This window comes from Microbacterium jejuense, from assembly GCF_039544225.1.
GTDB classification, from domain to species: Bacteria; Actinomycetota; Actinomycetes; order Actinomycetales; family Microbacteriaceae; genus Microbacterium; species Microbacterium jejuense.
Genome location: NZ_BAABLG010000004.1, coordinates 112869 through 137288, shown reverse-complemented (window position 1 = coordinate 137288; position 24420 = coordinate 112869). Strand labels below are relative to the sequence as shown.

26 protein-coding genes are annotated in these 24420 nt (G+C 71.9%); 13 read left to right on the top strand and 13 right to left on the bottom strand.

Features of this window, described 5'->3' with window-relative positions; all coding sequences use genetic code 11:
* Positions 1 to 79: 79 nt before the first annotated feature.
* The gene (locus tag ABEA46_RS08235; protein WP_345543942.1) at positions 80 to 382 is read left to right on the top strand and encodes a hypothetical protein; all 303 of its coding nucleotides are present in this window, start codon (positions 80 to 82) and stop codon (positions 380 to 382) included.
* A gap of 7 nt (positions 383 to 389) precedes the next feature.
* Here ABEA46_RS08235 and ABEA46_RS08230 read toward each other — a convergent pair whose 3' ends face one another.
* The 9 genes from ABEA46_RS08230 to ABEA46_RS08190 all read right to left on the bottom strand — a co-directional run bounded on the left by ABEA46_RS08230 (position 390) and on the right by ABEA46_RS08190 (position 9300).
* A complete protein-coding gene (locus tag ABEA46_RS08230) occupies positions 390 to 1523 on the bottom strand; it encodes an RNA polymerase sigma factor (RefSeq protein WP_345543941.1) in 1134 nt (377 codons plus the stop codon).
* A complete protein-coding gene (locus ABEA46_RS08225) occupies positions 1523 to 1903 on the bottom strand; it encodes a YciI family protein (RefSeq protein WP_345543940.1) in 381 nt (126 codons plus the stop codon). Before ABEA46_RS08225 ends, ABEA46_RS08230 begins: the two co-directional genes overlap by 1 nt.
* 84 nt (positions 1904 to 1987) lie before the next feature.
* Positions 1988 to 2548, bottom strand: coding sequence for a hypothetical protein (locus tag ABEA46_RS08220; protein ID WP_345543939.1), 561 nt, complete (start codon positions 2546 to 2548; stop codon positions 1988 to 1990).
* Between the two features lie 90 nt (positions 2549 to 2638).
* Positions 2639 to 3442, bottom strand: coding sequence for an HpcH/HpaI aldolase family protein (locus ABEA46_RS08215; RefSeq protein ID WP_345543937.1), 804 nt, complete (start codon positions 3440 to 3442; stop codon positions 2639 to 2641).
* A complete protein-coding gene (locus ABEA46_RS08210) occupies positions 3427 to 4212 on the bottom strand; it encodes a 2-keto-4-pentenoate hydratase (protein ID WP_345543936.1) in 786 nt (261 codons plus the stop codon). Before ABEA46_RS08210 ends, ABEA46_RS08215 begins: the two co-directional genes overlap by 16 nt.
* A 35-nt stretch (positions 4213 to 4247) precedes the next feature.
* Positions 4248 to 5414, bottom strand: a complete 1167-nt coding sequence (hpaD, locus tag ABEA46_RS08205) for a 3,4-dihydroxyphenylacetate 2,3-dioxygenase (protein WP_345543934.1) — start codon at positions 5412 to 5414, stop codon at positions 4248 to 4250.
* A 111-nt stretch (positions 5415 to 5525) separates the two neighbouring features.
* Positions 5526 to 7043: a 5-carboxymethyl-2-hydroxymuconate semialdehyde dehydrogenase gene (gene hpaE, locus ABEA46_RS08200; RefSeq protein ID WP_345543933.1), complete on the bottom strand. Its 1518-nt coding sequence runs from the start codon at positions 7041 to 7043 to the stop codon at positions 5526 to 5528.
* 32 nt (positions 7044 to 7075) lie between these two features.
* Complete coding sequence (locus ABEA46_RS08195; RefSeq protein WP_345543932.1) at positions 7076 to 7771, bottom strand: GntR family transcriptional regulator; 696 nt, start codon at positions 7769 to 7771, stop codon at positions 7076 to 7078.
* Entirely contained in the window at positions 7768 to 9300 is a 1533-nt protein-coding gene (locus ABEA46_RS08190; protein ID WP_345543931.1) for a fumarylacetoacetate hydrolase family protein, read from the bottom strand. The genes ABEA46_RS08195 and ABEA46_RS08190 overlap by 4 nt, the downstream gene beginning before the upstream one ends.
* 135 nt (positions 9301 to 9435) lie before the next feature.
* Between ABEA46_RS08190 and ABEA46_RS08185 the strand changes: the two genes are divergently transcribed.
* A complete protein-coding gene (locus ABEA46_RS08185) occupies positions 9436 to 10815 on the top strand; it encodes an MFS transporter (protein WP_345543930.1) in 1380 nt (459 codons plus the stop codon).
* Between the two features lie 168 nt (positions 10816 to 10983).
* Here the strand turns inward: ABEA46_RS08185 and ABEA46_RS08180 are convergent, their stop codons facing one another.
* A complete protein-coding gene (locus ABEA46_RS08180) occupies positions 10984 to 11592 on the bottom strand; it encodes a TetR/AcrR family transcriptional regulator (protein ID WP_345543929.1) in 609 nt (202 codons plus the stop codon).
* A gap of 91 nt (positions 11593 to 11683) precedes the next feature.
* On the opposite strand from ABEA46_RS08180, the gene ABEA46_RS08175 reads away from it, so the two are divergent.
* The 10 genes from ABEA46_RS08175 (at position 11684) to ABEA46_RS08130 (ending at position 20509) form a co-directional block, all read left to right on the top strand.
* Positions 11684 to 12433 (top strand): enoyl-CoA hydratase/isomerase family protein, encoded by a 750-nt coding sequence (locus ABEA46_RS08175; protein ID WP_345543927.1) that lies wholly within the window; start codon positions 11684 to 11686, stop codon positions 12431 to 12433.
* A 71-nt stretch (positions 12434 to 12504) separates the two neighbouring features.
* Positions 12505 to 13353, top strand: a complete 849-nt coding sequence (locus tag ABEA46_RS08170; RefSeq protein WP_345543926.1) for a 3-hydroxyacyl-CoA dehydrogenase family protein — start codon at positions 12505 to 12507, stop codon at positions 13351 to 13353.
* A complete protein-coding gene (paaZ, locus tag ABEA46_RS08165; protein ID WP_425563174.1) occupies positions 13338 to 15464 on the top strand; it encodes a phenylacetic acid degradation bifunctional protein PaaZ in 2127 nt (708 codons plus the stop codon). Before ABEA46_RS08170 ends, paaZ begins: the two co-directional genes overlap by 16 nt.
* On the top strand, positions 15461 to 15877 hold the full coding sequence (gene paaI / locus ABEA46_RS08160) for a hydroxyphenylacetyl-CoA thioesterase PaaI (RefSeq protein ID WP_425563173.1): 417 nt from the start codon (positions 15461 to 15463) through the stop codon (positions 15875 to 15877). The genes paaZ and paaI overlap by 4 nt, the downstream gene beginning before the upstream one ends.
* Before the next feature lie 82 nt (positions 15878 to 15959).
* A complete protein-coding gene (gene paaA / locus ABEA46_RS08155; protein ID WP_345543924.1) occupies positions 15960 to 16922 on the top strand; it encodes a 1,2-phenylacetyl-CoA epoxidase subunit PaaA in 963 nt (320 codons plus the stop codon).
* On the top strand, positions 16922 to 17227 hold the full coding sequence (gene paaB, locus ABEA46_RS08150; RefSeq protein WP_345543923.1) for a 1,2-phenylacetyl-CoA epoxidase subunit PaaB: 306 nt from the start codon (positions 16922 to 16924) through the stop codon (positions 17225 to 17227). The genes paaA and paaB overlap by 1 nt, the downstream gene beginning before the upstream one ends.
* Positions 17224 to 18069, top strand: a complete 846-nt coding sequence (gene paaC / locus ABEA46_RS08145) for a 1,2-phenylacetyl-CoA epoxidase subunit PaaC (protein WP_425563172.1) — start codon at positions 17224 to 17226, stop codon at positions 18067 to 18069. Before paaB ends, paaC begins: the two co-directional genes overlap by 4 nt.
* Positions 18070 to 18077: 8 nt before the next feature.
* On the top strand, positions 18078 to 18554 hold the full coding sequence (paaD, locus tag ABEA46_RS08140; protein ID WP_345544236.1) for a 1,2-phenylacetyl-CoA epoxidase subunit PaaD: 477 nt from the start codon (positions 18078 to 18080) through the stop codon (positions 18552 to 18554).
* On the top strand, positions 18554 to 19738 hold the full coding sequence (gene paaE / locus ABEA46_RS08135; RefSeq protein WP_345543922.1) for a 1,2-phenylacetyl-CoA epoxidase subunit PaaE: 1185 nt from the start codon (positions 18554 to 18556) through the stop codon (positions 19736 to 19738). The genes paaD and paaE overlap by 1 nt, the downstream gene beginning before the upstream one ends.
* A gap of 9 nt (positions 19739 to 19747) precedes the next feature.
* Positions 19748 to 20509, top strand: coding sequence for an enoyl-CoA hydratase/isomerase family protein (locus tag ABEA46_RS08130; protein ID WP_345543921.1), 762 nt, complete (start codon positions 19748 to 19750; stop codon positions 20507 to 20509).
* An 8-nt stretch (positions 20510 to 20517) separates the two neighbouring features.
* On the opposite strand, the gene ABEA46_RS08125 is transcribed toward ABEA46_RS08130, so the two are convergent.
* Positions 20518 to 21330 (bottom strand): LLM class flavin-dependent oxidoreductase, encoded by an 813-nt coding sequence (locus tag ABEA46_RS08125; protein ID WP_345543920.1) that lies wholly within the window; start codon positions 21328 to 21330, stop codon positions 20518 to 20520.
* Between the two features lie 89 nt (positions 21331 to 21419).
* A complete protein-coding gene (locus tag ABEA46_RS08120; RefSeq protein WP_345543918.1) occupies positions 21420 to 22136 on the bottom strand; it encodes a TetR/AcrR family transcriptional regulator in 717 nt (238 codons plus the stop codon).
* An 82-nt stretch (positions 22137 to 22218) separates the two neighbouring features.
* Between ABEA46_RS08120 and ABEA46_RS08115 the strand changes: the two genes are divergently transcribed.
* A complete protein-coding gene (locus ABEA46_RS08115) occupies positions 22219 to 23415 on the top strand; it encodes an FAD-dependent monooxygenase (RefSeq protein WP_345543917.1) in 1197 nt (398 codons plus the stop codon).
* On the opposite strand, the gene ABEA46_RS08110 is transcribed toward ABEA46_RS08115, so the two are convergent.
* A complete protein-coding gene (locus tag ABEA46_RS08110; protein ID WP_345543915.1) occupies positions 23393 to 24373 on the bottom strand; it encodes a helix-turn-helix transcriptional regulator in 981 nt (326 codons plus the stop codon). The genes ABEA46_RS08115 and ABEA46_RS08110 overlap by 23 nt on opposite strands.
* Positions 24374 to 24420 lie beyond the last annotated feature (47 nt).

Here is a 24420-nt window from a genome sequence, read left to right as displayed (position 1 = left end):
CGATCCCGCCGTGACGGGAAGGCGGGGTGCACAATGGCCTCGACGGCCGCCTGGGCCGCGAGCGACGAGGGGTGGGCACGTGGCCGGCATCGATGGAAATTGGGCGATCGACGTCGTCACCCTGGCCGGCTCCCGCCGCTACGACCTCTCGCTGGCCAGCGCCGGCACGACGCTGACCGGCACGTCCGTCGGCGACACCGGGCCGATCGCGATCCGCGATGGAAGCATCACCGGCGACACCGCCTCGTTCCGCATCGACTTCCTCGCGCCCCTGCCGATGTCGGTGCGATTCGTCCTGAAGGTCGTCGGCGACCGGCTGGTGGGCACGGCGCAGGTGGGCCCCTATCCGCCGACGAACGTGGTCGGCGTGCGCATGCCCTGAGCGCCCGTCACCGTGCGTCGCGGCGGGCCTCGGCGGCGGCCAGCGCCGCGCGGGCGCCGTCGGTCGGCGCGATCGCGACGAGGCCGCGGTAGAGCGTCACGAGGGCGTCGACGTCGAGTTCACCGGTGCGGGCGCGATCGCAGTGGACGGACTGGATCGCGGCTTCGAGCTGGAAGCGCCCGATCGGGCGGCCGAGGGCCGACGCGCGCCGCAGCAGCGCGGCCGCTTCGGCGATGAGGGCGCGATCCCACAGCGACGTGTCCTGTTCATCCAGCGCGGGCCAGGGGCGCCCGGTCCGCGCCGGCGCGCGGGACTGCGCGTACGTCAGCAGCGCCGCCAGCCCCCACGCCTCGGGCTCGTCATCGAGCAGTGCCGCAGTCAGCACGGCGAGCCAGCGGGCCTCGTCGGCGAGCGACTCGCGAGGCTCGTCGCCCTGGTCGAGCCAGTCGATCGCGTAGGCGCCGTAGATCGCCTCGAGCACCGCAGGCAGGCGGGCCGGCATGTCGGCGCGCGCGGGCACGCGGAACGGGATCCCGGCGTCGCGGATGCGTCGTTTCGCGCGCACGAGCCGCTGCGCCATCGTGGCCGGGGCCACGCCGAAGGCACGTGCGATGTCGGCCGCCTCGAACCCCAGCACGGTCTGCAGCATGAGCGGCGTCCGCGCCGCCGGATCGATCGCCGGGTGGGCGCACGCGAACAGCAGCTCGAGCCGCTTGTCGGGGATCGCGTCGCGGCGCGACAGCTCGGTCACGGCGTCGGGGGCGCGCTCGTCCGCGAGCACCGCCGCCAGCTCGTCGTCCAGCGGCACGCCGGTGCGGTGCGCGGCGGCGCCGAGCGCATCACGCAGTCGGTTGCGGGCCACGGTGACCAGCCACCCTTCGGGATTGGCGGGGATGCCCCCGTCGGGCCACGTCCGCAGCGCGCGCTCGAAGGCGTCGCCGAGCGCGTCCTCGGCGAGGGCGATGTCGGGCCCGACGCGTGCGGAGGCTCCGGCAGATGCGGCCACGATCGACAGGAGCCGGCCGTACGACGTCCGGGCAGCGCGCTCGGCGGCGGCGCGGGCGCCGTCGGCCGTGCCCACATGCCCGGGGCCTCCGCGCAGCGCGTCGGCGCCGCGCGGAGGGGGCGTGGGGGAGGGCATCAGCCCGCGAACGCAGTCCAGGCGCCGTCGCGGAAGTGGGTGGAGCTCGGACGGACCTCGACCGGACCCCACGTCGCCGACGGCGCTCTGCCCGCCCACGCGATGGCGGCGTCGAGGTCGTCGACCTCGATCACGAACGAGCCGCCGAGCTGCTCCTTGGTGTCGGCGAACGGCCCGTCCTGGACGCGCAGCGCGCCGTCGGCGACGGTGACGGTGGTCGTCACGGCCGACGGCTGCAGCACGTCGGCAGACACCAGCACGCCGGCATCCTGGAGCGCCTTCGCGTACTCGTCGAACTCGCGCATGCCTTCGGCGATGGCCTCGGGGCCGATGTCGTCGGCGGTCATCTCGGGGTAGTGGAGGAGGAGTGCGTACCGCATGGTGTCGTCCTTTCTGGTGGGTTGCGACACCGACATGACGATCCGAGCGCGTCCCGATCGACAGCAGGCGCCGGATCCTCCGGATCAGCCGCCGAGCTCGTCCAGCATGCGGCGCTGCTCGTCGGTGAGGCCGTCGTTCAGCTCGCGCTTGGCGGCGGCGGCCTCGGGGCTCGGGACCGGCGGGGCTGAGGCATCCACGGATTCCGTCTTCGTGCCGGTCGCCTTGTCGTACAGGGCGCCCGCGTGGGTCTCGACCTTGTCGTCGATCGCGCCGTAGATCGCCCAGCCGATGAGCAGGATGACCGGCGGCAGCACGTACGCCCAGATCGCGCCGAAGAAGCCGCCGCCGATGCGCACGCCCGACAGCAGCACCGTGGCGATCCAGATGAGGAACGCCACCGCGAAGGCGATGAAGAACTCGACGATCTTCTCGCCCGCCTTCGTGCGCCCGCCGGCGGACTTGGCCGCCGAGGAGCGGAACCACTTCTCGATGAGCGGCTTGATCCAGATGACGAGCGCGGTCATGACGATGCCGGCCCACAGTGCCGCCCAGCCGACGCGCGCCGGGGTCAGCCAGCCGACGATCAGCAGCACGACGATGTTGAACACCAGCAGCGACACGAACCGCACGACCCACTTCTTCATGCGTTCACTGTGCCACGTTTCGCTTGCGCCGTGATGCGAGGACGAATGGATGCCGGAGCCCGTGGCCGCCGGCATCCACTCGTCCTCGGCTCAGTACGAGGCGCGCTGCGCGCCCGGGTCGGTGGGGATGAAGCGGGCGGCGAGGCCTTCGGAGCCGCGGGCGAGGAGCGACACATCGGCGGCGACGGCGATGAAGGCCGCCCCGCCGGCGATGTACGCGTCAGCCGCGGCCGGGTCGAACGCGTTGACGCCGACGGGCTTGCCGGCGGCGCGGACGGCGTCGAAGGCGCGCTCGACGGCGGCGATCACGTCCGGGTGGGTCTGCTGGCCGAGCACGCCGAGCGAGCCGGCGAGGTCGGCGGGGCCCACGAAGATGCCGTCGACGCCGTCGACCGCGGCGATCTCGGCGGCGTTGCCCACGGCCTCGGCGGACTCGACCTGCACGAACAGCGACACGTGCTGGTCGGCATCGGCGAGATAGCCGTCCACGCGGTTCCAGCGGGCCGAGCGCGACAGCGCGGAGCCGACTCCGCGGCGCCCGCGCGGCGGGTAGCGGACCGCGGCGACGAGCTCGCGGGCCTGTTCGGCCGTCGACACCATCGGCACGAGCACGTTCTGCGCGCCGATGTCGAGCACCTGCTTGAGGATCACGTCGTCGCCGTACGGCACGCGCACGACCGGGGTCACCGGGTAGGCGGCGACCGCCTGCAGCTGCGCGAGGACGGAGCCGAGCGTGTTGGCCGAGTGCTCCATGTCGATGAGCAGCCAGTCCACTCCCGAGCCGGCGAGGATCTCGGCCGCCAGGGGCGAGCCGGAGCACGCCCACAGGCCGACCAGCGCGCGATCCGACGCGTCGAGGCGCTCGCGGAAGGTGGGGTTCAGGCGAAGCGGCATTCGATCACTCCCAGCGGTCCGTAGTCGCATCTCACGGTATCGCCGCGCTGCACCCACATGGGGCGGGTGAAGGATCCGGCGAGGATGATCTCGCCGGTCTCGAGCCGGGAGCCGTGCTGGTGGAACTTGTTCGCGAGCCACGCCACCCCGATCGCGGGGTTGCCGAGCACGCCCGCGGCGACGCCGGTCTCTTCGACCTCGCCGTTGCGGCTCAGGACGCCGGGCACCCAGGGGAGGTCGACCTCGTCGACCGAGAACCGGCCCGGCCCGAGCACCATGGCGCCGTAGGCGGCGTTGTCGCTGATGGTGTCGACGATGGTGCGGCCCTCCAGCTCGATGTGGGAGTTCAGCACCTCCAACGCCGGCACCACGGACTCGGTCGCGGCGAGCACATCCTCCAGCGTGCAGTCCGGGCCCTCCAGAGGCCGGGCGAGCACGAAGGCGAGTTCGACCTCGATGCGCACGTTCGAGCACGCGTCGAAGGGCAGGGTCGCCCCCGATTCGTACACGGTGTCGTCGAACATGACGCCGTAGTCGGGCTCGGTGATGCCGGTGGCCTGCTGCATGGCCTTGGAGGTGAGCCCGATCTTGCGGCCCACGAGCCGGCGCCCGGAGGCGATCATGCGGTCGCGCCACACACCCTGGATGGCGTACGAGTCCTCGACCGTCGCGTCGGGGTAGCGGGCGGTGATCCGCGGGATCACGCTGTGCGTGCGGTCGGCCTCAGCCAGCTCGGCGGCGATCGCCGCGATGTCATCGGGGTGCAGCATCCGTTCTCCTCTTTCTCGTCGTCCGGTGGTGACCCTTACAGCTGGTGGCCGAGCTTGTACTCGCCCTGCTTCCACGACGGGAGCTCGTCGGCCGCATCGTCGGGGCGGGTGTACGAGAAGCCGTCGGCGCCGATCGTGACCGCCATCTCGGACGTGTCGGTGCGGGCGACGACCGGCTGCGGGTTGCCGTCGAGATCGAGGACGAGGGATGCCTCGGTGTACCACGACGGGACCACGGGGTTGCCCCACCAGTCACGGCGCTGGTTGTCGTGCACGTCCCAGGTGACGACCGGGTTGTCGGGGTCGCCGGTGTAGTAGTCCTGCGTGTAGATCTCGACGCGGTGGCCGTCGGGGTCGCGCAGGTACAGGTAGAACGCGTTCGAGACGCCGTGGCGGCCGGGCCCCCGCTCGATCGCGTCGGAGCGGCGCAGCGCCCCGAGCTTGTCGCAGATCGCGAGGATGTTGTGCTTCTCGTGCGTGGCGAACGCGACGTGGTGCATGCGGGGGCCGTCGCCGCCGGTCATCGCGGTGTCGTGCACGGTGGGCTTGCGGCGCATCCACGCGGCGTAGACGGTGCCCTCGTCGTCCTGGATGTCTTCGGTCACGCGGAAGCCCAGCGACTGCATGAAGTTCACCGCGCGCGGCACGTCGGGGGTCACCTGGTTGAAGTGGTCCAGGCGCACCAGTTCGCCGGGCGTGTGCAGGTCGTACCGCCACGACAGGCGCTCGACGTGCTCGGTGGCGTAGAAGAACTCGTACGGGAAGCCGAGCGGATCGGTCACGCGCACCGAGTCGCCGATGCCCTTCGTGAAGCCCTCGGGGTTGCGGCGCACGTCGCAGCCGAGCTCCTCGTAGAACGCGACGGCGCGGTCGAGCTCCTCGGCCGAGCGCACGCGGTACGAGAACGCGGCGACGGCGGCGACGGGCCCCTGGCGCAGCACGAGGTTGTGGTGGATGAACTCCTCCGTCGAGCGGAGGTAGATCGTGGTGTCGTCCTCTTCGGTGACGTACAGGCCGAGCACGTCGACGTAGAACGTGCGGGATGCGGCGAGGTCGGTGACCACGAGCTCCATGTACGCGCAGCGCAGGATGTCGGGGGCCGGCGCGGTGGGCGTCGGGATCGGGTTGTCGGAGAGGATGGGCGCCTCCTGGCTCACGTAGAAGCCCGAGGAGGTGAGGGTCATGTCGTCACGGCTGGTCATGTCGCGTCCTTGCGTTGTTCGTGGGTCCGGGGCGGTTCGTCTCGCTCGTTCCTCGCTCGTTCAACGACCGGGCAACGCGGTCGTTGAGCGAGCCGAGCGAGACGGAACGCATCAGTTCTTGCCGAAGGTCGGGTTGTGGGCAGGGCCGAGCGTGATGTGCACGGCCTGCTGGTCGGTGTAGAAGTCGATCGAGCGGTAGCCGCCCTCGTGGCCGAGGCCGGAGGCCTTGACGCCGCCGAAGGGTGTGCGGAGGTCGCGGACGTTGTTCGAGTTCAGCCACACCATGCCGGCCTCGATGGCCTGCGAGAAGTTGTGGGCGCGCTTGAGGTCGTTGGTCCACACGTAGGCGGCCAGGCCGTACTTCACGCCGTTGGCGAGCTCGAGCGCCTCCTCGTCGGTGTCGAAGGGCGTGATCGCCACGACCGGGCCGAAGATCTCCTCCTGGAAGATGCGGGCATCGGGGGCGACGTCGGCGAACACCGTGGGCCGCACGAAGTTGCCGGTCTCGAAGCCCTCGGGGCGGTCGCCGCCGGCGACGAGGCGCGCCTCGGACTTGCCGATCTCGATGTACGAGACGACCTTGTCGTAGTGCTCGGGGTGCACGAGCGCGCCGACCTCGGTGGCGGGGTCGTGCGGGTAGCCCACGACGACGCGGTCGGCCTGCGCGGCGTACCGCGCGACGAACTCGTCGTAGACCGGGCGCTCCACCAGGATGCGCGAGCCGGCGGTGCAGCGCTCGCCGTTGAGCGAGAAGACGCCGAAGATGGTGGCGTCGATCGCGGCGTCGAGGTCGGCGTCGGCGAACACCACGGCCGGGCTCTTGCCGCCGAGCTCCATCGACAGACCCTTCAGGAACGGCGCCGCGTTGCCGAAGATGAGCTGCCCGGTGCTGCTCTCGCCCGTGAACGAGATGAGCGGCACCTGGGGATGCTTCACCAGCGCGTCGCCGGCATCCTCTCCCAGTCCGTTCACGAGGTTGAAGACGCCCTGGGGCAGCCCCGCCTCTTCGAAGATGCCCGCCCACAGCGACGCCGACAGCGGCGTGAACTCGGCGGGCTTGAGCACGACGGTGTTGCCGGTCGCCAGCGCCGGGCCGAGCTTCCACGACTCGAGCATGAACGGCGTGTTCCACGGCGTGATGAGGCCCGCGACGCCGATCGGCTTGCGGTTGACGTAGTTCATCTGGCGGCCGGGCACCTTGTAGGCGTCGTCGGCCTGGGCGACGATCAGGTCGGCGAAGAAGCGGAAGTTCTCGGCCGCGCGGCGCGCCTGGCCGAGCGCCTGCGTGATCGGCAGACCGGAGTCGAAGGACTCCAGTTCGGCGAGGCGCGCGTCGCGGGACTCGACGATGTCGGCGATGCGGTGCAGCACCCGCGAGCGCTCGCGGGGCAGCATGCGCGGCCACGGACCCTCGGCGAACGCGCGGCGCGCGGCGGCGACGGCACGGTCGATGTCGGCCTTCTTGCCGGCCGCGGCCTGCACGTACGTCTCGTTCGTCACCGGGTCGAGCACGTCGAACGTGTCGCCGTCGAGCGAGTCGACGAACTCGCCGTCGATGTAGTGGCGGATGCGCTCGGGCAGCCCCTCGGGGACGTGCCGGGTCGCGAGCGAGGTGTCGGTGTCGGTCATGGGTTCCTCCGGTTCGGACGGGTTCAGCCGGCTCAGGCCGGGAGTTCGGGTGAGGGATGCCGCGCGTCGAGGAACGCGTCCATCGTGCGCCAGCGGTGAGTGCGGGCGGCTAGTTCGATCTCGAGAGGATCGGCGCCGCTGCGGATGAGGTCGAGGATCTCGGCGTGCTCGTCGACCGAGTGCTGCGCACGCCCCGGGACGAACGCGAACGTCGAGTCGCGCAGACCCGACAGCCGGGACCAGCCGCGGTGCACGAGGTCGAGGATGTGCGGGTTCGGGCAGGGCTCGTAGAGCACCGAGTGGAACTGCTGGTTGAGCTGCGTGAACAGGTGCGCGTCGAAGTTGTCGAGCAGCTGCACCATGCGGTCGTTCACGAGCGCAGCGCGATCGAGGTCGGCGGGGGTCAGCAGCGGGGCCGACAGCGACGTCGCGGCGCCCTCGACGAGGCCGAGCGTCTGCATCGTGAACACGTACTCGCTCTCGTCCACGACGGCGACGCGGGCACCGACGTTGCGCTCGAACGTGACGAGACCCTCGGCCTCGAGCCGGCGGATGGCCTCGCGCACCGGCACGACGCTCATCCCGAGCTCGTCGGCGATGGAGCCGAGCACCAGACGGTACCCGGGGCCGTATTCGTGGCGCGTGATCCGCGCACGCAGCCACTCGTACGCCTGCTCGGACTTGCTGCCGCCGGCAGCCGCGGGGGACTGCCCCAGCAGGGTGCTCATGCGGTCGGTCCCTGGGTCTGCGCCGGGGACTGAGTCTGTGCCGGTCCCTGAGCCTGTCGAAGGGCCTCGTCGTAGCGGCCGCGCCACTCGGCGTTCATCGGGAACAGCCCGTCGACGGGATGCCCCTCCGCGACGCGCTCGGCGATCCACGCGTCCTCGACCTCCTGTGCGAGGGCCGCGTCGGCGACCTCTTCGGCGATCCCCGGCGGGATGACGATGACGCCGTCGCTGTCGCCGACGATGACATCGCCCGGCTGGACGGTCGCGCCGCCGCACGCGACCGTGACGTCGTGTTCCCACGGGACGTGCCTGCGGCCGAGGACCGACGGGTGCGCGCCCTTCGAGAACACCGGCAGCCCGATCTCGGCCACGGCATCGAAGTCGCGGACGCCGCCGTCGGTGACGACGCCGGCCGCGCCGCGCGCGCGGGCGCGGAGCGCGAGGATGTCGCCGAGCGTCCCGGTGCTGTCGTCACCGCGCGCCTCGATCACGATGACCTCGCCCTCGGCGACGGCGTCGAACGCCCGTTTCTGCGCGTTGTAGCCGCCGCCGTGAGTCTGGAACAGGTCTTCGCGGAAAGGCACGAAACGCAGCGTCTTGGCGGTGCCGACGATCTTGGCGCCCGCGAGGTTGGCGGTGACGCCGTCGATGAAGCAGGAGTGGTGTCCGCGCTTGCGCAGCTGTGCCGACAGGCCCGCCGTGGGAGCGGAGGTCAGCTTCGCGCGCAGCGCGTCGCTCAGAACAGGTGTTCCGGCGGGGACAGGCTCGGCCGGCAGCCCGGCCGCCTCGCGCGAGCCCCAGGCCTCGGTGCGCTGCAGGTCGTCGACGCCGGGCAGCGAGCCGAGAGCGCCGTCGAAGGCGGCGTCGCCCTGCGCGACCGTCGTGACCAGGCGGCCCGAGGTGGGACCGCCGTCGACCGACACCTCGACCTCGACGACGTCGCCGGGGACGGCGACCGACGAGCCGGCGGGCGTGCCGGTGAGGATCACGTCGCCGGTCTCGAGCGTGAAATGCTGCGACAGGTCGGCGACCAGCTGGGCGAGCGGGAAGATCATGCCGGCGGAGCGGTCGTCCTGCACGAGGTCGCCGTTCAGCCACGTGCGCACACGCAGTTCGCCGGGGTCGATCGCGCGGGCGTCGATGAGGCCGGGGCCGACCGGCGTGTAGCCGTCGCCGCCCTTCGAGCGCACGTTGGAGCCCTTGTCGTTCGCACGCAGGTCGTACAGGCCGAAGTCGTTGGCCGCGGTGACCGCGGCGACGTGGCTCCATGCCTCGCCGAGGGCGACCCGTCGTGCCGGCGCGCCGATCACGAGCGCGATCTCGCCCTCGAAGGCGAGCAGTTCGGTCCCGGCCGGGCGTTCGATGGTGCTGCCGGATGCCGCGACCGAGCTCGACGGCTTGAAGAAGTACGAGGGATGGGCGGGCCGGCGTCCGCGCTGGTCGGCGCGGGAGGCGTAGCTGAGGTGGATCGCGATGATCTTGCCGGGACGCCCGGGCAGACCCGAGAACCGCTGATCAGCGGCATCCATCGATGGCGTGTCTACCGTCATGAGCTCCCTCACTCTTGCGTCGTATCCGAAATCGTATATGATCGTGGGCAATCCGGCAACCATCCCGAAAGGTCGCCGGCGGACGACGACGTCAGCCCGACACAGGAGTCACTAATGAGCACAGCCCCCCACGAGGGATTCACCCCCACCGGCACCATCGCGGCGTCGGTCGATCGCAAGAGGGTCGTCTTCGCGACCGTCATCGGCACCACCGTCGAGTGGTACGACTTCTTCATCTACGCCACGGCGGTCGGGCTGGTCTTCGGCCAGCTCTTCTTCGCGCCGCTCGGCGCCAACAGCGCCCTCATCGCCTTCGCGACCGTCGGCGTGAGCTTCTTGTTCCGCCCGCTCGGCGCGTTCCTCGCCGGCCACTTCGGCGACAAGTACGGCCGCAAGGTCGTGCTGATGTGGACGCTGATCCTGATGGGCGCCTCGACCGCGCTCATCGGCGTGCTGCCGACCTACGAGGCCATCGGCGTCGCCGCGCCCATCCTGCTCGTGCTGCTGCGCATCCTGCAGGGGATCTCGGCCGGCGGCGAGTGGGGCGGTGCGGTGCTGATGGCCGTCGAGCACGCCCCCAAGACGCGCCGCGGCGCGTTCGGCGCGGCGCCGCAGATCGGCGTGCCGCTCGGTCTGCTGCTCGCCTCGGGCGTCATGGCCCTCATGGCGATGATCGCGCCCGGCGACGCGTTCCTCGTGTGGGGATGGCGTGTGCCGTTCCTGCTCAGCGTCGTGCTGATCCTGGTGGGCTATTACGTCCGCCGCCGCGTCGAAGAGAGCCCGGTCTTCGCCGAGCTCGCCGAGCGCAAAGAGAAGGCGCGCATGCCGATCATCACGCTCTTCCGCAAGCACCTGCTGCTCGTGATCATCGCCGCGCTGGTCTTCGCGGGCAACAACGCCGTCGGCTACATGACGACGGGCGGCTACATCCAGGGCTACTCGACGAACCCCGACGGCCCGCTCGCCCTCGAGCGCGGTCCGGTCCTGTGGGCCGTCGCCGCCTCGGCCGTCACATGGCTGCTGTCGACGCTGGCCGCGGGCTTCATCTCGGACCGCATCGGCCGGCGCACGACCTACATCATCGGCTGGATCCTGCAGCTCGCCGGCGTCTTCCTGCTGTTCCCGCTCGTGAACACCGGGAGCATCTGGCTGCTGTTCCTGGGTCTCGCGATCCTCACCATCGGCCTCGGCTTCACGTACGGTCCGCAGGCTGCCCTGTACTCCGAGCTGTTCCCGGCATCGATCCGCTTCTCGGGCGTCTCGATCTCGTATGCGATCGGCGCGATCCTGGGAGGTGCGTTCGCCCCGACCATCGCGACGGCGCTGGTGCAGGCCACCGGCTCGACGATGTCGGTCACCTGGTACCTCGCCGGCATGACGGTGCTCGGACTCCTCGCGACGCTGCTGCTGCGCGACCGCTCCGGCATCCCGCTCGGCCCTGAGCACGAGGCCGAGCAGGAGGTCAGCCCGATCTACGGTCTCGCCAAGGCCTGACCCTTCGGGAGTGGATGCCGTCGCCCCGGGCTTCTCGTGAGCCCCGGGCGGCGGCATCCCTGTTCCCGTGCGCTCGTGTCCCACTTACCGGCGGTCGCGTCCCAGAAGACGCCGCACCCGCGGCGCGGAGCGTGCGGAAGTGGGACACGGACGGAGCCGGATGCCGCCTCAGCGGGTGCGCATGCCGTCGAGGGCGACGGTGACCACATCGTGCGTGAGGCGCTCGCGGTCGACGGGTCCGCCCGGCCGGTACCACTCGACGAGCGAGTTGACCATGCCGAACACGAGGCGCGTGACGACGGCTCCGTCGACGTCGGCGCGCACGCTGCCGGTGCGCTGCGCCTCGGCCACGAGGGCGGTCACCCGATGGTCGAACGTCCGGCGGCGCTCGAGGGCCGCTCGCTCGACGTCGCTGTTGCCGCGCACGCGCAGCAGCAGCGTCACGTAGGGAAGCCGGTCGACCAGCACGAGCACGGCACCGTGCAGCACGGCGGCGAGCCGCTCCGCCGGGGCGGCCTCGGCGATCGCGGGGTCGTCGAGCACGCCCTCGAGGCCGCCGAGCGCCTCGTCCAGGGCGAGGGCGAGCAGCTGCTCCTTCGAATCGAAGTGGTGGTACAGCGCGGACTTCGTGAGCCCAAGCCGCTGCGCGAGGTCGGCGACGGAGGTCGCGTCGTACCCCTGCTCGTTGAACAGCTCGACCGCGACGGCGAGCACCTGCGCCCGGTCGTAGCCCGGGCGGCCGCGCCGCGCGGGGGTGGGGGCGGCGTTCGCGGACATGCGCCCAGTCTCGCACCACTAGAGGCAATACTGAACGATCGGTCACGTACTATGTGAGACAGCCGCGACGGAGCGGTGCGAGAGGACCCCGATGCCGGTCACGAATGAGCTGCCGCTCGTCGTCGAGCGCCGCGCCGACCGCGTCGTCGCCACGCTGTCCAGGCCCGCCGTGCGCAACGCGATCGACCAGCGCACGATCGATGCGCTGCACGACGTGTGCGCCGAGCTCGAGCGCGACCCCCGCACGCTGATCCTCATCGGCACGGACGGCGTGTTCGCGTCGGGCGCCGACATCGCGCAGCTGCGCGAGCGCCGCGCCGCAGACGCGCGCCGGGGCATCAACACGCGGGCCTTCCAGCGGGTGCGAGACCTGCCGATGCCCGTCATCGCCGCGATCGACGGCTACGCGCTCGGCGGCGGTGCCGAGCTCGCCTACGCCGCCGACATCCGCATCGGCACTCCGCGCCTGCAGATCGGCAACCCCGAGACGGGGCTCGGCATCATCGCCGCGGCCGGCGCCACGTGGCGCCTGCGCGAGATCGTGGGCGAGGGTCGCGCGGCGGAGATGCTGCTGACGGGCCGGATCCTGGATGCCGCCACTGCCGTCGACTGGGGGCTCGTGTCGTCCCTTTACGAGCCTGCCGACCTGCTCACCGCCGCCCACACGCTGGCGGACCGCATCGCGCGCAACGACGCGCTCGCGACGCGGCACACCAAGACGGCGCTGCTCGCACCGCGTGCCGCGCACCCCGAGATCGACCTGGAGCTGCAGGGCGAGCTGTTCGAGAGTCCCGAGAAGCAGCACCGCATGACGGCGTTCCTCGAGGGGCGCGGGCGATGAGCGACCGGGAGTTCACGGGCAGCCGGGGCGTTTCGTCTCGTTCCGCTCGCTCAACGAGCGGGGAGCGGGGCGTGCCAGGGCGCGTCGGGGTGATCGGCGGAGGGCGCATGGGTGCGGGCATCGCCCACGCGTTCGTGCTCGCCGGCGCCCGCGTGGTGATCGTCGAGCGCGACGAGGATGCGGCGGACGCGGCATCCACTCGTCTTCTCGAGAGCCTGCGACGCAGCGTCGAACGCGGTGCGGCGGACCGCACCGCCGATGAGCTCGCGGCAGCGGTCGAGACCGCGACCGACGTCGCCGCGCTCGCCGGGTGCGGGCTCGTGATCGAGGCCGTGCCCGAGGACCGGGCGCTCAAGATCGACGCGCTCACGCGCGCCGAAGCGGTGCTGGCGCCGGAGGGCGCGCTGGCGACCAACACGTCGTCGATCTCGATCGACGAGCTCGCGACCGCGCTCGGGCGGCCCGGGCGGTTCCTCGGCCTGCACTTCTTCAACCCGGTGCCGGCGTCGCAGCTGGTCGAGGTCGTCGTCGGCACGGCGACCGAGGCTGCGCTCGTGGACGACGCGCGCGCGTGGGTCGACGGGATCGGCAAGACCGCGGTCGTCGTGCGCGACAGTCCGGGCTTCGCCTCCAGCCGGCTGGGCGTCGCGCTCGGGCTGGAGGCGATCCGCATGCTCGAGGAGGGCGTCGCGAGTGCCGCCGACATCGACGCGGCGATGGAGCTGGGGTACCGGCATCCGGTCGGACCGCTGCGCACCACCGACCTCGTCGGACTCGATGTGCGGCTCGCGATCGCCGAAGAGCTCCACCGCGAGCTCGGCGACCGGTTCGCCCCTCCCGACCTGCTGCGGCGACTCGTCGCCGCAGGGCATCTCGGCCGCAAGAGCGGCCGCGGCTTCTACGAATGGAGCGATCAGTGACCGACATCCTTCCCAGCTACCTGCGCGACCGGTGGTGGTCTCCGGCCGACGCGGCCGACGCGGTGGCGGTGCGCGACGCCTCGACCGGTGAGGTCGTGACGCACGTCAGCACCGACGGCATCGACCTCGCCGGCGCGCTCGACCACGCGCGCACGGTCGGGCAGGCGAGCCTCGGTGGGCTCACGTTCCACCAGCGCGCGTTGCTGCTCAAGGAGTTCGCGATCGCGCTGACCGCACGCAAAGAGGAGCTGTACGAGCTGTCCAAGCGTGCGGGTGCGACGGTGCGCGACTCGCAGGGCGACGTCGACGGCGGCATCGGCGTGCTTTTCACCTACGCATCGAAGGGGCGCCGCGAGCTGCCCAACGCGCAGGTGTACCTCGACGGTCCGGTCGAGTCGCTGGCGAAGGACGGCTCGTTCCTCGGCCGCCACGTGTACACGCGGCTGCCCGGCGTCGCCGTGCAGATCAACGCGTTCAACTTCCCGATGTGGGGCGCGCTGGAGAAGTTCGCGCCGGCGTTCCTCGCGGGCGTGCCGAGCCTCGTGAAGCCCGCGACGCCGACGGCGTACATCGCCGAGGCGTGGGTGCGGATCCTCGTCGAGTCCGGGCGCCTGCCCGCCGGGTCGCTGCAGCTGGTGAGCGGATCCGTGCCGGGCCTGTTCGACCACCTCGGCCTCGGCGACCTCGTCGGCTTCACCGGCAGCGCCTCGACCGCGTCCCGGCTCCGCGAGCAGGCTGCTCCCGGCGTGCGCTTCACCAGCGAGACGGACTCGATCAACGCGTCGGTGCTCGGCCCCGACGCCGTCCCGGGCACGCCCGAGTTCGACGCGTACGTGAAGCAGCTGATGGTCGAACTGACGACGAAGGCCGGCCAGAAGTGCACGGCGATCCGCCGCGCGATCGTGCCCGCGGGGGCTGTCGAGCCGCTCGTCGCGGCGCTGCGCGACAAGATCGCCGAACGCGTCGTCGTCGGCGATCCGCACGCCGAGGGCGTCACGATGGGTCCGCTGGTCTCGCGGGAGCAGCGCGACGAGGTGCTGCGCGCGGTCGCAGCACTGGAGGCCGCCGGCGGCCGACTCGTGCTCGGCACGACCGACGCTCCGGACGTGATGCGCGCCGACGGATCGACCGGTCCGGCGCCCGAAGGGGCGTTCGTCGCGCCGCTCGTCATCGGCTTCGACGGCGAGGCCACGGCGCTGCCTGGCGCCGTGCACGACATCGAGGCGTTCGGGCCCGTCGCGAGCGTGCTCGCATACCGCACCGTCGACGAGGCCGCCGACCTCGTGGGCCGCGGCGGAGGTTCGCTCGTGACGAGCGTCGCCACCGCCGACCCCGCCGTCGCCGCCACCCTGCTCGCCCGCACCGCGGCCTTCAACGGGCGGCTGCTCTTCCTCGACCGCGACGACGCCCGCTCCTCGACCGGGCACGGCGCCCCGGTGCCCCACCTGGTGCACGGCGGACCCGGCCGTGCCGGCGGCGGCGAGGAGCTCGGCGGCATCCGCGCGGTGCTGCACCACATGCAGCGCACGGCCGTGCAGGGCTCGCCCGCGATGCTCACGGCCCTGACCGGTGTGTGGCATCAGGGGGCGGCATCCCGGTCCGACCGGCATCCGTTCCGCAAGCCGCTCGCCGAACTGCGCATCGGTGACCAGTTCGTCTCACCGCTGCGCGCCGTGACGCTCGACGACATCGAGACGTTCGCGCACTTCACCGGCGACCTGTTCTACGCCCACATGGACGAGGAGGCCGCGGCCGCCAACCCGTTCTTCCCGGGCCGCGTCGCTCACGGCTACCTGCTCGTGTCATGGGCCGCCGGGCTGTTCGTCGACCCGGCGCCGGGCCCCGTGCTCGCCAACTACGGCCTCGAGGACCTGCGCTTCGTCACGCCGGTGTCGCCCGACGACGAGGTGCGCGTCGTGCTCACCGCCAAGCAGATCACGCCGCGCGAGACCGACGAGTACGGCGAGGTGCGGTGGGACGCCGTGCTGCTCAACCAGCGCGATGAGATCGTCGCGACGTACGACGTGCTCACCCTCGTCGCGAAGACGTGGGACGAGGGCCCAGCCGGCGGCGCGGCATCCCGCACCGCCGAAGCGCCGGTGACGCCGTGACCGATCCGGCCGAGCACTTCGCGGGGCAGCGCGACATGCTCCGGCGCGACCGGGCGTCGGCCGCGATGGGCATGTTCGTCGAGTGCGACGAACCGGGAGAGGCGGTCGTGTCCATGCGGGTGCGGGACGACATGACGAACGGGTTCGCGATCACCCACGGTGGGATCGTTTTCGCGCTCGCCGACACCGCGTTCGCCATGGCGTGCAACGAAGACGCCGCCGTGACGGTCGCCGCGGGAGCCGACATCTCCTTTCTCAAGGCCACCTACGCCGGCCAGACGCTGACCGCGCACGCGCGCCGCCGTGCCGTGACGGGCCGCACCGGCCTCTACGACGTGACGGTGACGGACGAGACGGGCGATGTGGTGGCGGAGTTCCGCGGCCGCTCGCTGACCACGCGGCGGACGGCGTAGACTTTACTGAACGAACGGTCTGTAATCCTTCGGCAGGCACTGGAGCCGAAGGCGCGGACACAGGAATCGAACGGAGTCGACGATGACGACCGAGATGCTGATCGACGAGGCGGACGCCCAGGCGGCGTTCGACGCGATCATCGAGGGCGACTCGCGGATCGAGCCGCGGGACTGGATGCCTGCGGCCTATCGCAAGACGCTGATCCGGCAGATCTCGCAGCACGCGCACTCCGAGATCATCGGGATGCAGCCCGAGGGCAACTGGATCACGCGGGCGCCGAGCCTCAAGCGCAAGGCGATCCTGATGGCCAAGGTGCAGGACGAGGCGGGTCACGGCCTGTACCTGTACTCGGCCGCGCAGACCCTCGGCATCACGCGCGACGAGATGACCGAGCAGCTCATCGAGGGCCGCGCCCGGTACTCGTCGATCTTCAACTACCCGACGCCCACCTGGGCCGACATGGGGGCGATCGGCTGGCTCGTCGACGGCGCCGCGATCTGCAACCAGGTGCCGCTGTGCCGTGCCTCGTACGGACCGTACGGGCGCGCGATGGTGCGCATCTGCAAGGAGGAGTCGTTCCACCAGCGACAGGGGTTCGAGATCCTGCTGACGCTCATGCAGGGCTCGCCCGCGCAGCGCGAGATGGCTCAGGATGCCGTGGACCGCTGGTACTGGCCGTCGCTCATGATGTTCGGGCCGCCCGACGACGAGTCGCCCAACTCGGCGCAGTCGATGGCGTGGAACATCAAGCGCTTCTCGAACGACGAGCTGCGGCAGCGGTTCATCGGCATGCTCGTGCCGCAGGCCGAGGTGCTCGGGGTGACGCTCCCCGATCCGGAACTGGAATGGGATGCCGCAGCCCGGCGCTGGCGGACCAGCGAGATCGACTGGACCGAGTTCCACGAGGTGCTCGCCGGCCGCGGGCCGATGAACGCGGAACGCATCCGCAACCGCCGGGGTGCCCACGAGGACGGTGCGTGGGTGCGCGAGGCGGCCGCGGAGTATGCCCGCAAGCAGCAGCTCGCACGACGCGAGGTGGCATGATGACGACCCCGGGTGCGGCCGACCGCGAGACGTGGCCGCTGTGGGAGGTGTTCGTGCGGGCCGGCCGCGGGCTCAGCCACGTGCACGCCGGGTCGCTCCACGCGCCGGATGCCGAGTTCGCGCTGCGCAACGCCCGCGACCTGTACACCCGGCGCGGCGAGGGCACCTCGATCTGGGTCGTGCCGGCCGACGCCATCACCACGAGCGACCCCGACTCGAAGGGCGCGTTCTTCGAGAGCCCCGCGGGCAAGAACTACCGGCACGCGTCGTACTACACGGCGTCCGAGGGGGTGCCGCACCTGTGAGCGAGACGTCGCACGCCGATCGCGGGAACGAGCCGCACGGCGAGGTCACGGTCGACGAGGTCATGCTGTCGGCCGAGCTCGCGGGCGGCGAGGGGCGCGCCGGATCGGCCGATGTCGCGGAGTACGCGCTGTGGCTCGGCGACGACGCGCTGATCCTGTCGCAGCAGCTGGGCGCGTGGATCGCCCGTGCGCCCGAGCTCGAAGAGGACGTCGCCCTCGCCAACATCGCCCTCGACCTGCTCGGGCACGCCCGCTCGTTCCTGCGCTACGCCGGCACGTTCGACGGGCGCAGCGAGGACGACCTGGCGTACTGGCGCGATGAGCCCGAGTTCCGCTGCGCGTGGCTCTTCCAGCAGCCGAACGGCGACTTCGGGCAGACGATCGCGCGCCAGCTGGCGGCATCCACGTATCTGTTCGAGCTGTACACCGCACTGCAGTGGTCGACCGACGAGACGCTGGCCGCGATCGCTGCGAAGGCCGTCAAAGAGGTGGAGTACCACCGCGACCATGCGGTGCAGTGGACACTGCGCCTCGCCGGCGGCACGGACGAGTCCCGTCGGCGGATGGTGCGCGCGGTGGGGGAGGTGTGGCCGTACATCGGCGAGCTGTTCGTCGACGAGCCGCTGATCGACCGGCTCGAGGGGATCGCCGTGCGCCCCTCGATGCTGCAGCCGGGGTTCGACGCCGTGATCGCCGCGGTCTTCGCCGAGGCCGGGCTCGACGTGCCGCAGGGTCCGATGTCGTCGGCGGGCGGCCGCCGCGGCGCGCACTTCCCGACTCTGGGCTATCTGCTGGCCGAGATGCAGGTGCTCGCCCGGCGGCACCCGGGGGTGACGTGGTGAGCGCCACGATGACCGACCGCGCGTGGGAGGTGGCGGCATCCGTCCTCGACCCGGAAGTGCCGGTCCTCACGATCGAGGACCTCGGGGTGCTGCGCGCCGTGGAGCTCGACGGCGACCGGGTGACCGTCACCATCACGCCGACCTACTCGGGGTGCCCGGCGATCGAGGCGATCCGCGACGACGTCGTGCTCGCGCTCACCGCCGCCGGGTTCGCGCACGTCGAGGTGCGGCTCGTGCTCGCGCCCGCCTGGACCACGGACTGGATGACGGATGCCGGAAAGCACAAGCTGCGGGAGTACGGCATCGCCCCGCCGAACGGTCGCCGCGCGGTGACCGGGCCGATCCCGCTGCAGCTGGCGGTGCGCTGCCCGCGGTGCGGCTCGCTCGACACCCGCGAGCTCGCGCGGTTCGGGTCGACCGCGTGCAAGGCGCTGTACGAGTGCCGCGCATGCCTGGAGCCCTTCGACCACTTCAAGGTGCACTGATGACTGCGGACGGACCGGGCGACGACGAGCTGGTCGCCGACGCCCTGCTCGCGAGCGCGGTCGGCGGACCGTCGGGCGGCAGGCGCCGCGCGCGGTTCCACACGCTGCGGGTCGCCGAGATCCGGCCGCTGACGGATGCCGCGATCGAAGTGACCTTCGCCGTCCCCGCCGCGCTGCACGGCGAGTTCGCGTATCTCGCCGGACAGCACGTCGCGCTGCGCGCCCACGTCGACGGGCGCGAGCTGCGCCGGTCGTACTCGCTGTGCCGGCCGCCGTCGCTCGGTCCGGCGACCGAGGAGGGGACCGTCAGCGTCGCCATCAAGCGCGACCGGGGCGGCCGATTCTCGACATGGGCGCAGACCGAGCTGAAGGTCGGCGACGAGATCGACGTGATGAACCCGCAGGGCTCGTTCACATCGTCGCTGGCAGACCTCGACGGTGCGCACGTCGCGGGCATCGCGGCCGGTTCGGGCATCACTCCGCTGATGGCGCTCGCCGCGACCGTGCTGGCCCGTTCGGCCACGTCGCGGTTCACGCTCGTGTACACGAACCGCTCGAGCCTGGACGTCATGTTCCTCGATGACCTGTCGGACCTCAAGGACCGCTACCCCACCCGCCTCGCGCTGCACCATGTGCTCTCGCGCGAGCAGCGCACCGCACCCCTGCTGTCGGGCCGGCTCGACGAGCCGCGGCTGCGGCGCATCGTCGACGAGCTCGTACTGCCCGACACCGTGGACGAGTGGTTCCTGTGCGGACCGTTCGCGCTCGTGCAGCTGTGCCGCGACACCCTCGCCGACATCGGCGTGGATGCCGCCCACGTCCGCTATGAGCTGTTCACACCCGCCGACGGCCCGCGCGACGAGCCCGCCGCCGGGCCGGTGGCGATCGCCGAGGACGAACCTGTCACGCGCATCGAGTTCACCCTCGACGGACAGTCGCAGTCGGTGGACAGCCCGGTGGCCGCGCGCGAGTCGATCCTCACCGCGGCGCTGCGGGTGCGGCCCGACGTGCCGTTCGCGTGCGCCGGCGGCGTGTGCGGCACGTGCCGTGCGCGCCTGCTGCAGGGGTCGGTCACGATGACCGAGAACTACGCGCTCGAGCCCGACGAGCTCGAGCGCGGCTACGTGCTCACCTGCCAGTCCCACCCCACGACCGAGGCCGTGGTGGTCGACTACGACGTCTAGGAGGTCCCCATGATCGAGCTCGCCCTCGACGGCGCCGTCGCCGAGATCGCCCTGAACGCGCCCGACAGGCTCAACGCGCTCTCGCTCGAGGCGCTGCGGCGACTGGACGACGCGTACGCCGAGGCGGCGGCATCCGGGGTCCGTGCGCTCGTGCTGCGCGGGGAAGGCCGTGCCTTCTGCGCGGGCCGCGACATCGCCGGCGTCGACCCCGAGACCGACGACGTGCCGGGCTACCTCGGTGCGCTCGAACAGGTGATGCGGCGGATCGCGGCGTTCCCGGTGCCCACGTTCGCGGCTGTGCAGGGCGCGTGCCTCGGAGTGGGGCTGGGGCTCGCGATCGCGACCGATGTCGTCTATGTCGCCGAGAACGCCAAGGTCGGCTCGCCGTTCGCGAACCTCGGGGCGATCCCCGACTCGGGGGCGCACGCGCTGCTGCTGGACCGGCTCGGCGCACACCGCGCCCTCGACCTGATCTTCACGGGCGAACTGATCTCGGGCGCCGATGCCGTGGCGGCCGGGATGTTCAGCCGCGCTCTGCCGGCTGACGAGCTGCTCGCCTTCACGCGCGAGCGCGCTGCGATGACGGCATCCGGGCCCACGGCGGCGTTCGCTGCGTCCAAGCGGCTGGTCGCGCACCTGCGCGACGCGCGGCTGTGGGATGCCGTCGCCGAGGAATCGCGCAGCCAGGAGGCGCTGCGCGCCACGGCCGACTACCGCGAGGGCTTCGCGGCGTTCCAGGAGAAGCGCAAGCCTGAGTTCCGCGGCGAGTGATCCGCCGTTCAGGTGCTCGTGAGCTCGGCCACCAGCGGCGCGAGCAGTGCCGACAGCTCGTCGGGCACCGTGAAGAACGACACCCCGGTCGCGTCGCGCAGCGCGCGCAGCGCCTCGGTATCGCGGGCGACGTCGCCCGACAGCGCGGCGACAGCCCTCGCATCGCGCAGCGATTCGGGCGTCAGACCGCCGCGGCGCAGCCACTCGGGCACCGCGTCGCCCACGCCCGCGATCTGCAGTGACAGCTCGACCGGCGGCCGGCCCGCCACAGTGGCCGCGCGCACGCGGGCGACCACCTCGGTCACCGCTGCGAGATCGGCGTGCGGCGGCAGCGGCAGCGCGACAGTGTGCGCCTGGAGTCCGGCGATCCGCATCATACGGTCGCCGCCCGCCGCGAGCGTCAGCGGCAGGTCGTCGCCCAGCGCCCCGCGCACCGCCGCGATCGTGGCCTCGACCTGATCGACGCGCTCACGGCCGGAGCCCCAGGGAACACCCAGGGCGACGGCATCCGCCTCACCCTGCGGCCGCCCCGCTCCCAGCCCGAGTTCGAAGCGGCCACCCGACAGCTCGACGAGCGTACGGGTCTCGCGGACGGTCGCGGCCGGGCTGCGCAGGGGCGCCGCGAGCACCCACGTGCCGAGGTGCAGCGTCGAGGTCGCGGCCGCGGCGACCGACAGTGCGAGGAAGGGCGAGGGCGTGAAGAGCGTGTCGGGCACGAGCAGCGCCGCGAAGCCGTCGCCCTCGACGCGCCGGGCCGTCTCGCTCCACGCCCGCGCGTCACCGTGTGCGCCGGTCACGACGCCGAATCGGAAGGAGGCCATGCGTCCATGCTCGCTCGCTCCTCGGCGGCGCGCATCCGCCCGCGGGAGGCATCCGTCGTCGTCCCGGGGGAGCAGCACCGCGGGGAGCGTCACGCTTCGCGGCGCGCTGCCGCGAGCACCTCCACACCGGCGATGATGCGCTCCACACCGAAGCGCAGCGCATCGCCCCGCGCGCCCGCGGGGTCTGCGAACGCGGCGACAGTGAACGGGTGGTCCGCGGCCCGGTCGGTCAGTATCCGCGCCATCGCGGCGGCGAGATCCTGCTCGGGTGCCGCGCTCGCCGACTCCTGCCGGACGATCGACATCGCGTGACCGGCCAGCAGCGCCAGCACGTCGAGCTTCTCGCTGCCGTGCAGCTCCAGCTGCGCCATCGCGGCCAGCCCCGCCTCGTACCAGGCCAGTTCGAAGGGCCCTGGGCGGTGCGGGCGCTGGGCCAGTTCGACCGACCACGGATGGGCGAGGGCGCGGCTGTGGACGCCCTCCGCCCATGCCGCCAATGCGCGCCGCCAGTCGTCGGAATCGTGTCGTGCGGGCGCGCCGAAGGCCCGGTCGAGCATCACCGCGTCCAGCTCGGCGCGGCCGGGGACATACCGGTAGAGCGCCATCTTGGTGCTGCCCAGGTCGTGGGCGATGCGCTGCATCGTCACGGCTGACAGGCCCTCCGCATCGGCGATGCGGGTGCCGGCGTCGGCGATCTCGGCGACCGTGAACCTGGGCTTCGGACCGCGGCGCACGGCTGCCGGGCCAGGCCACAGCAGGTCGTCCGGCGAGGCCGATGCCCCGGACACCGTTTCGTCGGACGTCATGTGAGCCTCCTGGAAACAATTGCGTCCAGTGTAATCAGTTAGCTATTGTGTCCACGAGACGCAATTAGCCGAAGGAGTGGAAATGTCCGCGAAGAAGGTGCTGATCTCGGGCGCAAGCATCGCCGGACCCGCGCTGGCGGGCCGGCTCGGCCGCGCCGGGTACGACGTCACGGTGGTCGAGAAGGCGGAAGGGGTGCGGCCGGGTGGGCAGGCCGTGGATTTCAAAGGCCGCACGCACCGTGAGATCCTCACCAGGTTGGGAGTGTGGGACGACGTCCAGGCCCGTCAGACGCCGAAGACGGACTGGCGCCTGGTCGACGAGGCCGATCGGGTCAAGGCCGTCATCCCGGGAGAGTTCATCGGCGGCGACGTCGAGATCCTGCGCGGTGACCTCGCCGGCATCCTGCACGGGCACAGCTCCGATCGGGCGGAATACGTCTTCGGCGACGAGATCACCGCGCTGGACGAGCACGCGGACGGGGTCGACGTGTCGTTCGCGCACCGCGCCGACGAGCGCTTCGACCTCGTCGTCGGCGCCGACGGCGTGCACTCCGCGGTGCGGCGGCTCGCGTTCGGCCCCGAGGGCGACCATGTCGAGCGGCTCGGCTACTTCTACGCGGTCGCGAGCGGGGCGGTGCCGCTGGACGGGCTCGAGACGAGACTGTCGAGCGGACGCGGCGTCGCGTACGGCTTCACCGTGCCCGGCCGGCTCGCGCTGGCCGGAGGCCAGAAGGCGCCGAACCTGTTCGTGTTCCGCGGCGACGGCGGAGGCTACGACCGGCGCGACGTCGCGTCGCAGCGGAGGTTCCTGCGTGAGGCGTTCGACGGCATCGGCTGGCGTGTGCCCGAGATGCTCGCGGCGGCGGATGCGGCATCCGACTTCTATCTCGACGAGATCACCCGCACACGGATGACGACGTACACGAAGGGGCGGGTCGCGCTCGTCGGGGATGCCGGCTACGCCAACACGCTCGGCGGCTTCGGCACGGGGCTCGCGATCGTCGGGGCGTACGTGCTGGCGGGCGAGCTGGTGCGAGCGCAGGGCGATCACGTCGCGGCGCTCGCGGCCTACGACGCACGCATGCGCAAGCCGACGAAGATCGCCCGGACCGGGAGCGCCGGCCCGTTCCTCGCTCCGCCGTCACAGCGCCGCATCCGCCTGCGCGATCTGACCTTCGCGAACCCGCTCCTGCTGCGCGCGATGATGTGGATCACGGATGTGTTCGCGACGGATGCCTCGCTGCCCGACTACGACCTCACGCCGGCGACCTCGCACTGACAGGCGGTCCGGCGGCCTGCAGCAGCCGGTGGGCCATCTCGACCATCGCGGTCCGCACCTCCTCGCCGTCGAGCAGGTCGAACGCGAAGCCCGACATGCCGAGGTATGCGGCGAACTCGGCCGGCCGCCGGGTGCCGGCGCTGAGGATGCAGGCGTCGTCGCCGTCCGCGGTGATCGTCACCGCGGTCGGGTCGAAGGCACGGGCGACCACCTCGGCGCGGGCGTGGACGCGCGCCCGCGCCCGGTGCGGATACGGCGCCGACGTGATGCTGTGCGATGCGAGGTCACGGACCGCGTCGTCAGGGATGTCGCGGGCCGGGAACTCCTCGCGGAGGATCACGGGATGCCGCATCCGGTCGACGCGCAGCGTGCGCCACGCCTGCCGCTCGGGATCGAGCGCGACGAGATACCAGCGGCCGGCGGAGTGCACGATCCGGTGCGGCTCGACGACGCGTCGCGCCTCGTCGCCGTCGTGGCGTGTGTAGTCGATGCGCAGGCGCCGCCGCTCCGCGACCGCTGTGCCGATCGCGGTCACGACGGCGACGTCCACGTCGTCACGCGCCGCAGCGAGGGGCACCATGGCGCGCTCGATCTCGGTGATCTGGGTGCGCGCGGCGGGTGCAAGGGACTGCTCGAGCTTGGCGAGGGCACGCGCGGATGCCTCCTCCATACCGGTCACGACGCTCGTCGCTGCGGATCGCAGTCCCACCGCGATGGCCACAGACTCGTCGGTCGACAGGGTGAGCGGCGGCACGCTCGCGCCGGGCCCCAGCCGGTAGCCGCCGCCCCGGCCGCGGGTGGCCTCGATGCCGTAGCCGAGCTCGCGGAGGTCGTCGATGTCGCGGCGGAGCGTCCGGTCGCTCACCTCGAGCCGTTCGCGCAGCTCGGCCCCGCTCCAGTCCCTCCGCCCCTGCAGCAGCGACAGCAGGGCGAGCGTGCGTCCGGTGGTGCGTGTCATGCTCCCATCATCCTCGCTATCCGGTCGTATAGCGGCCGGATAGGTCG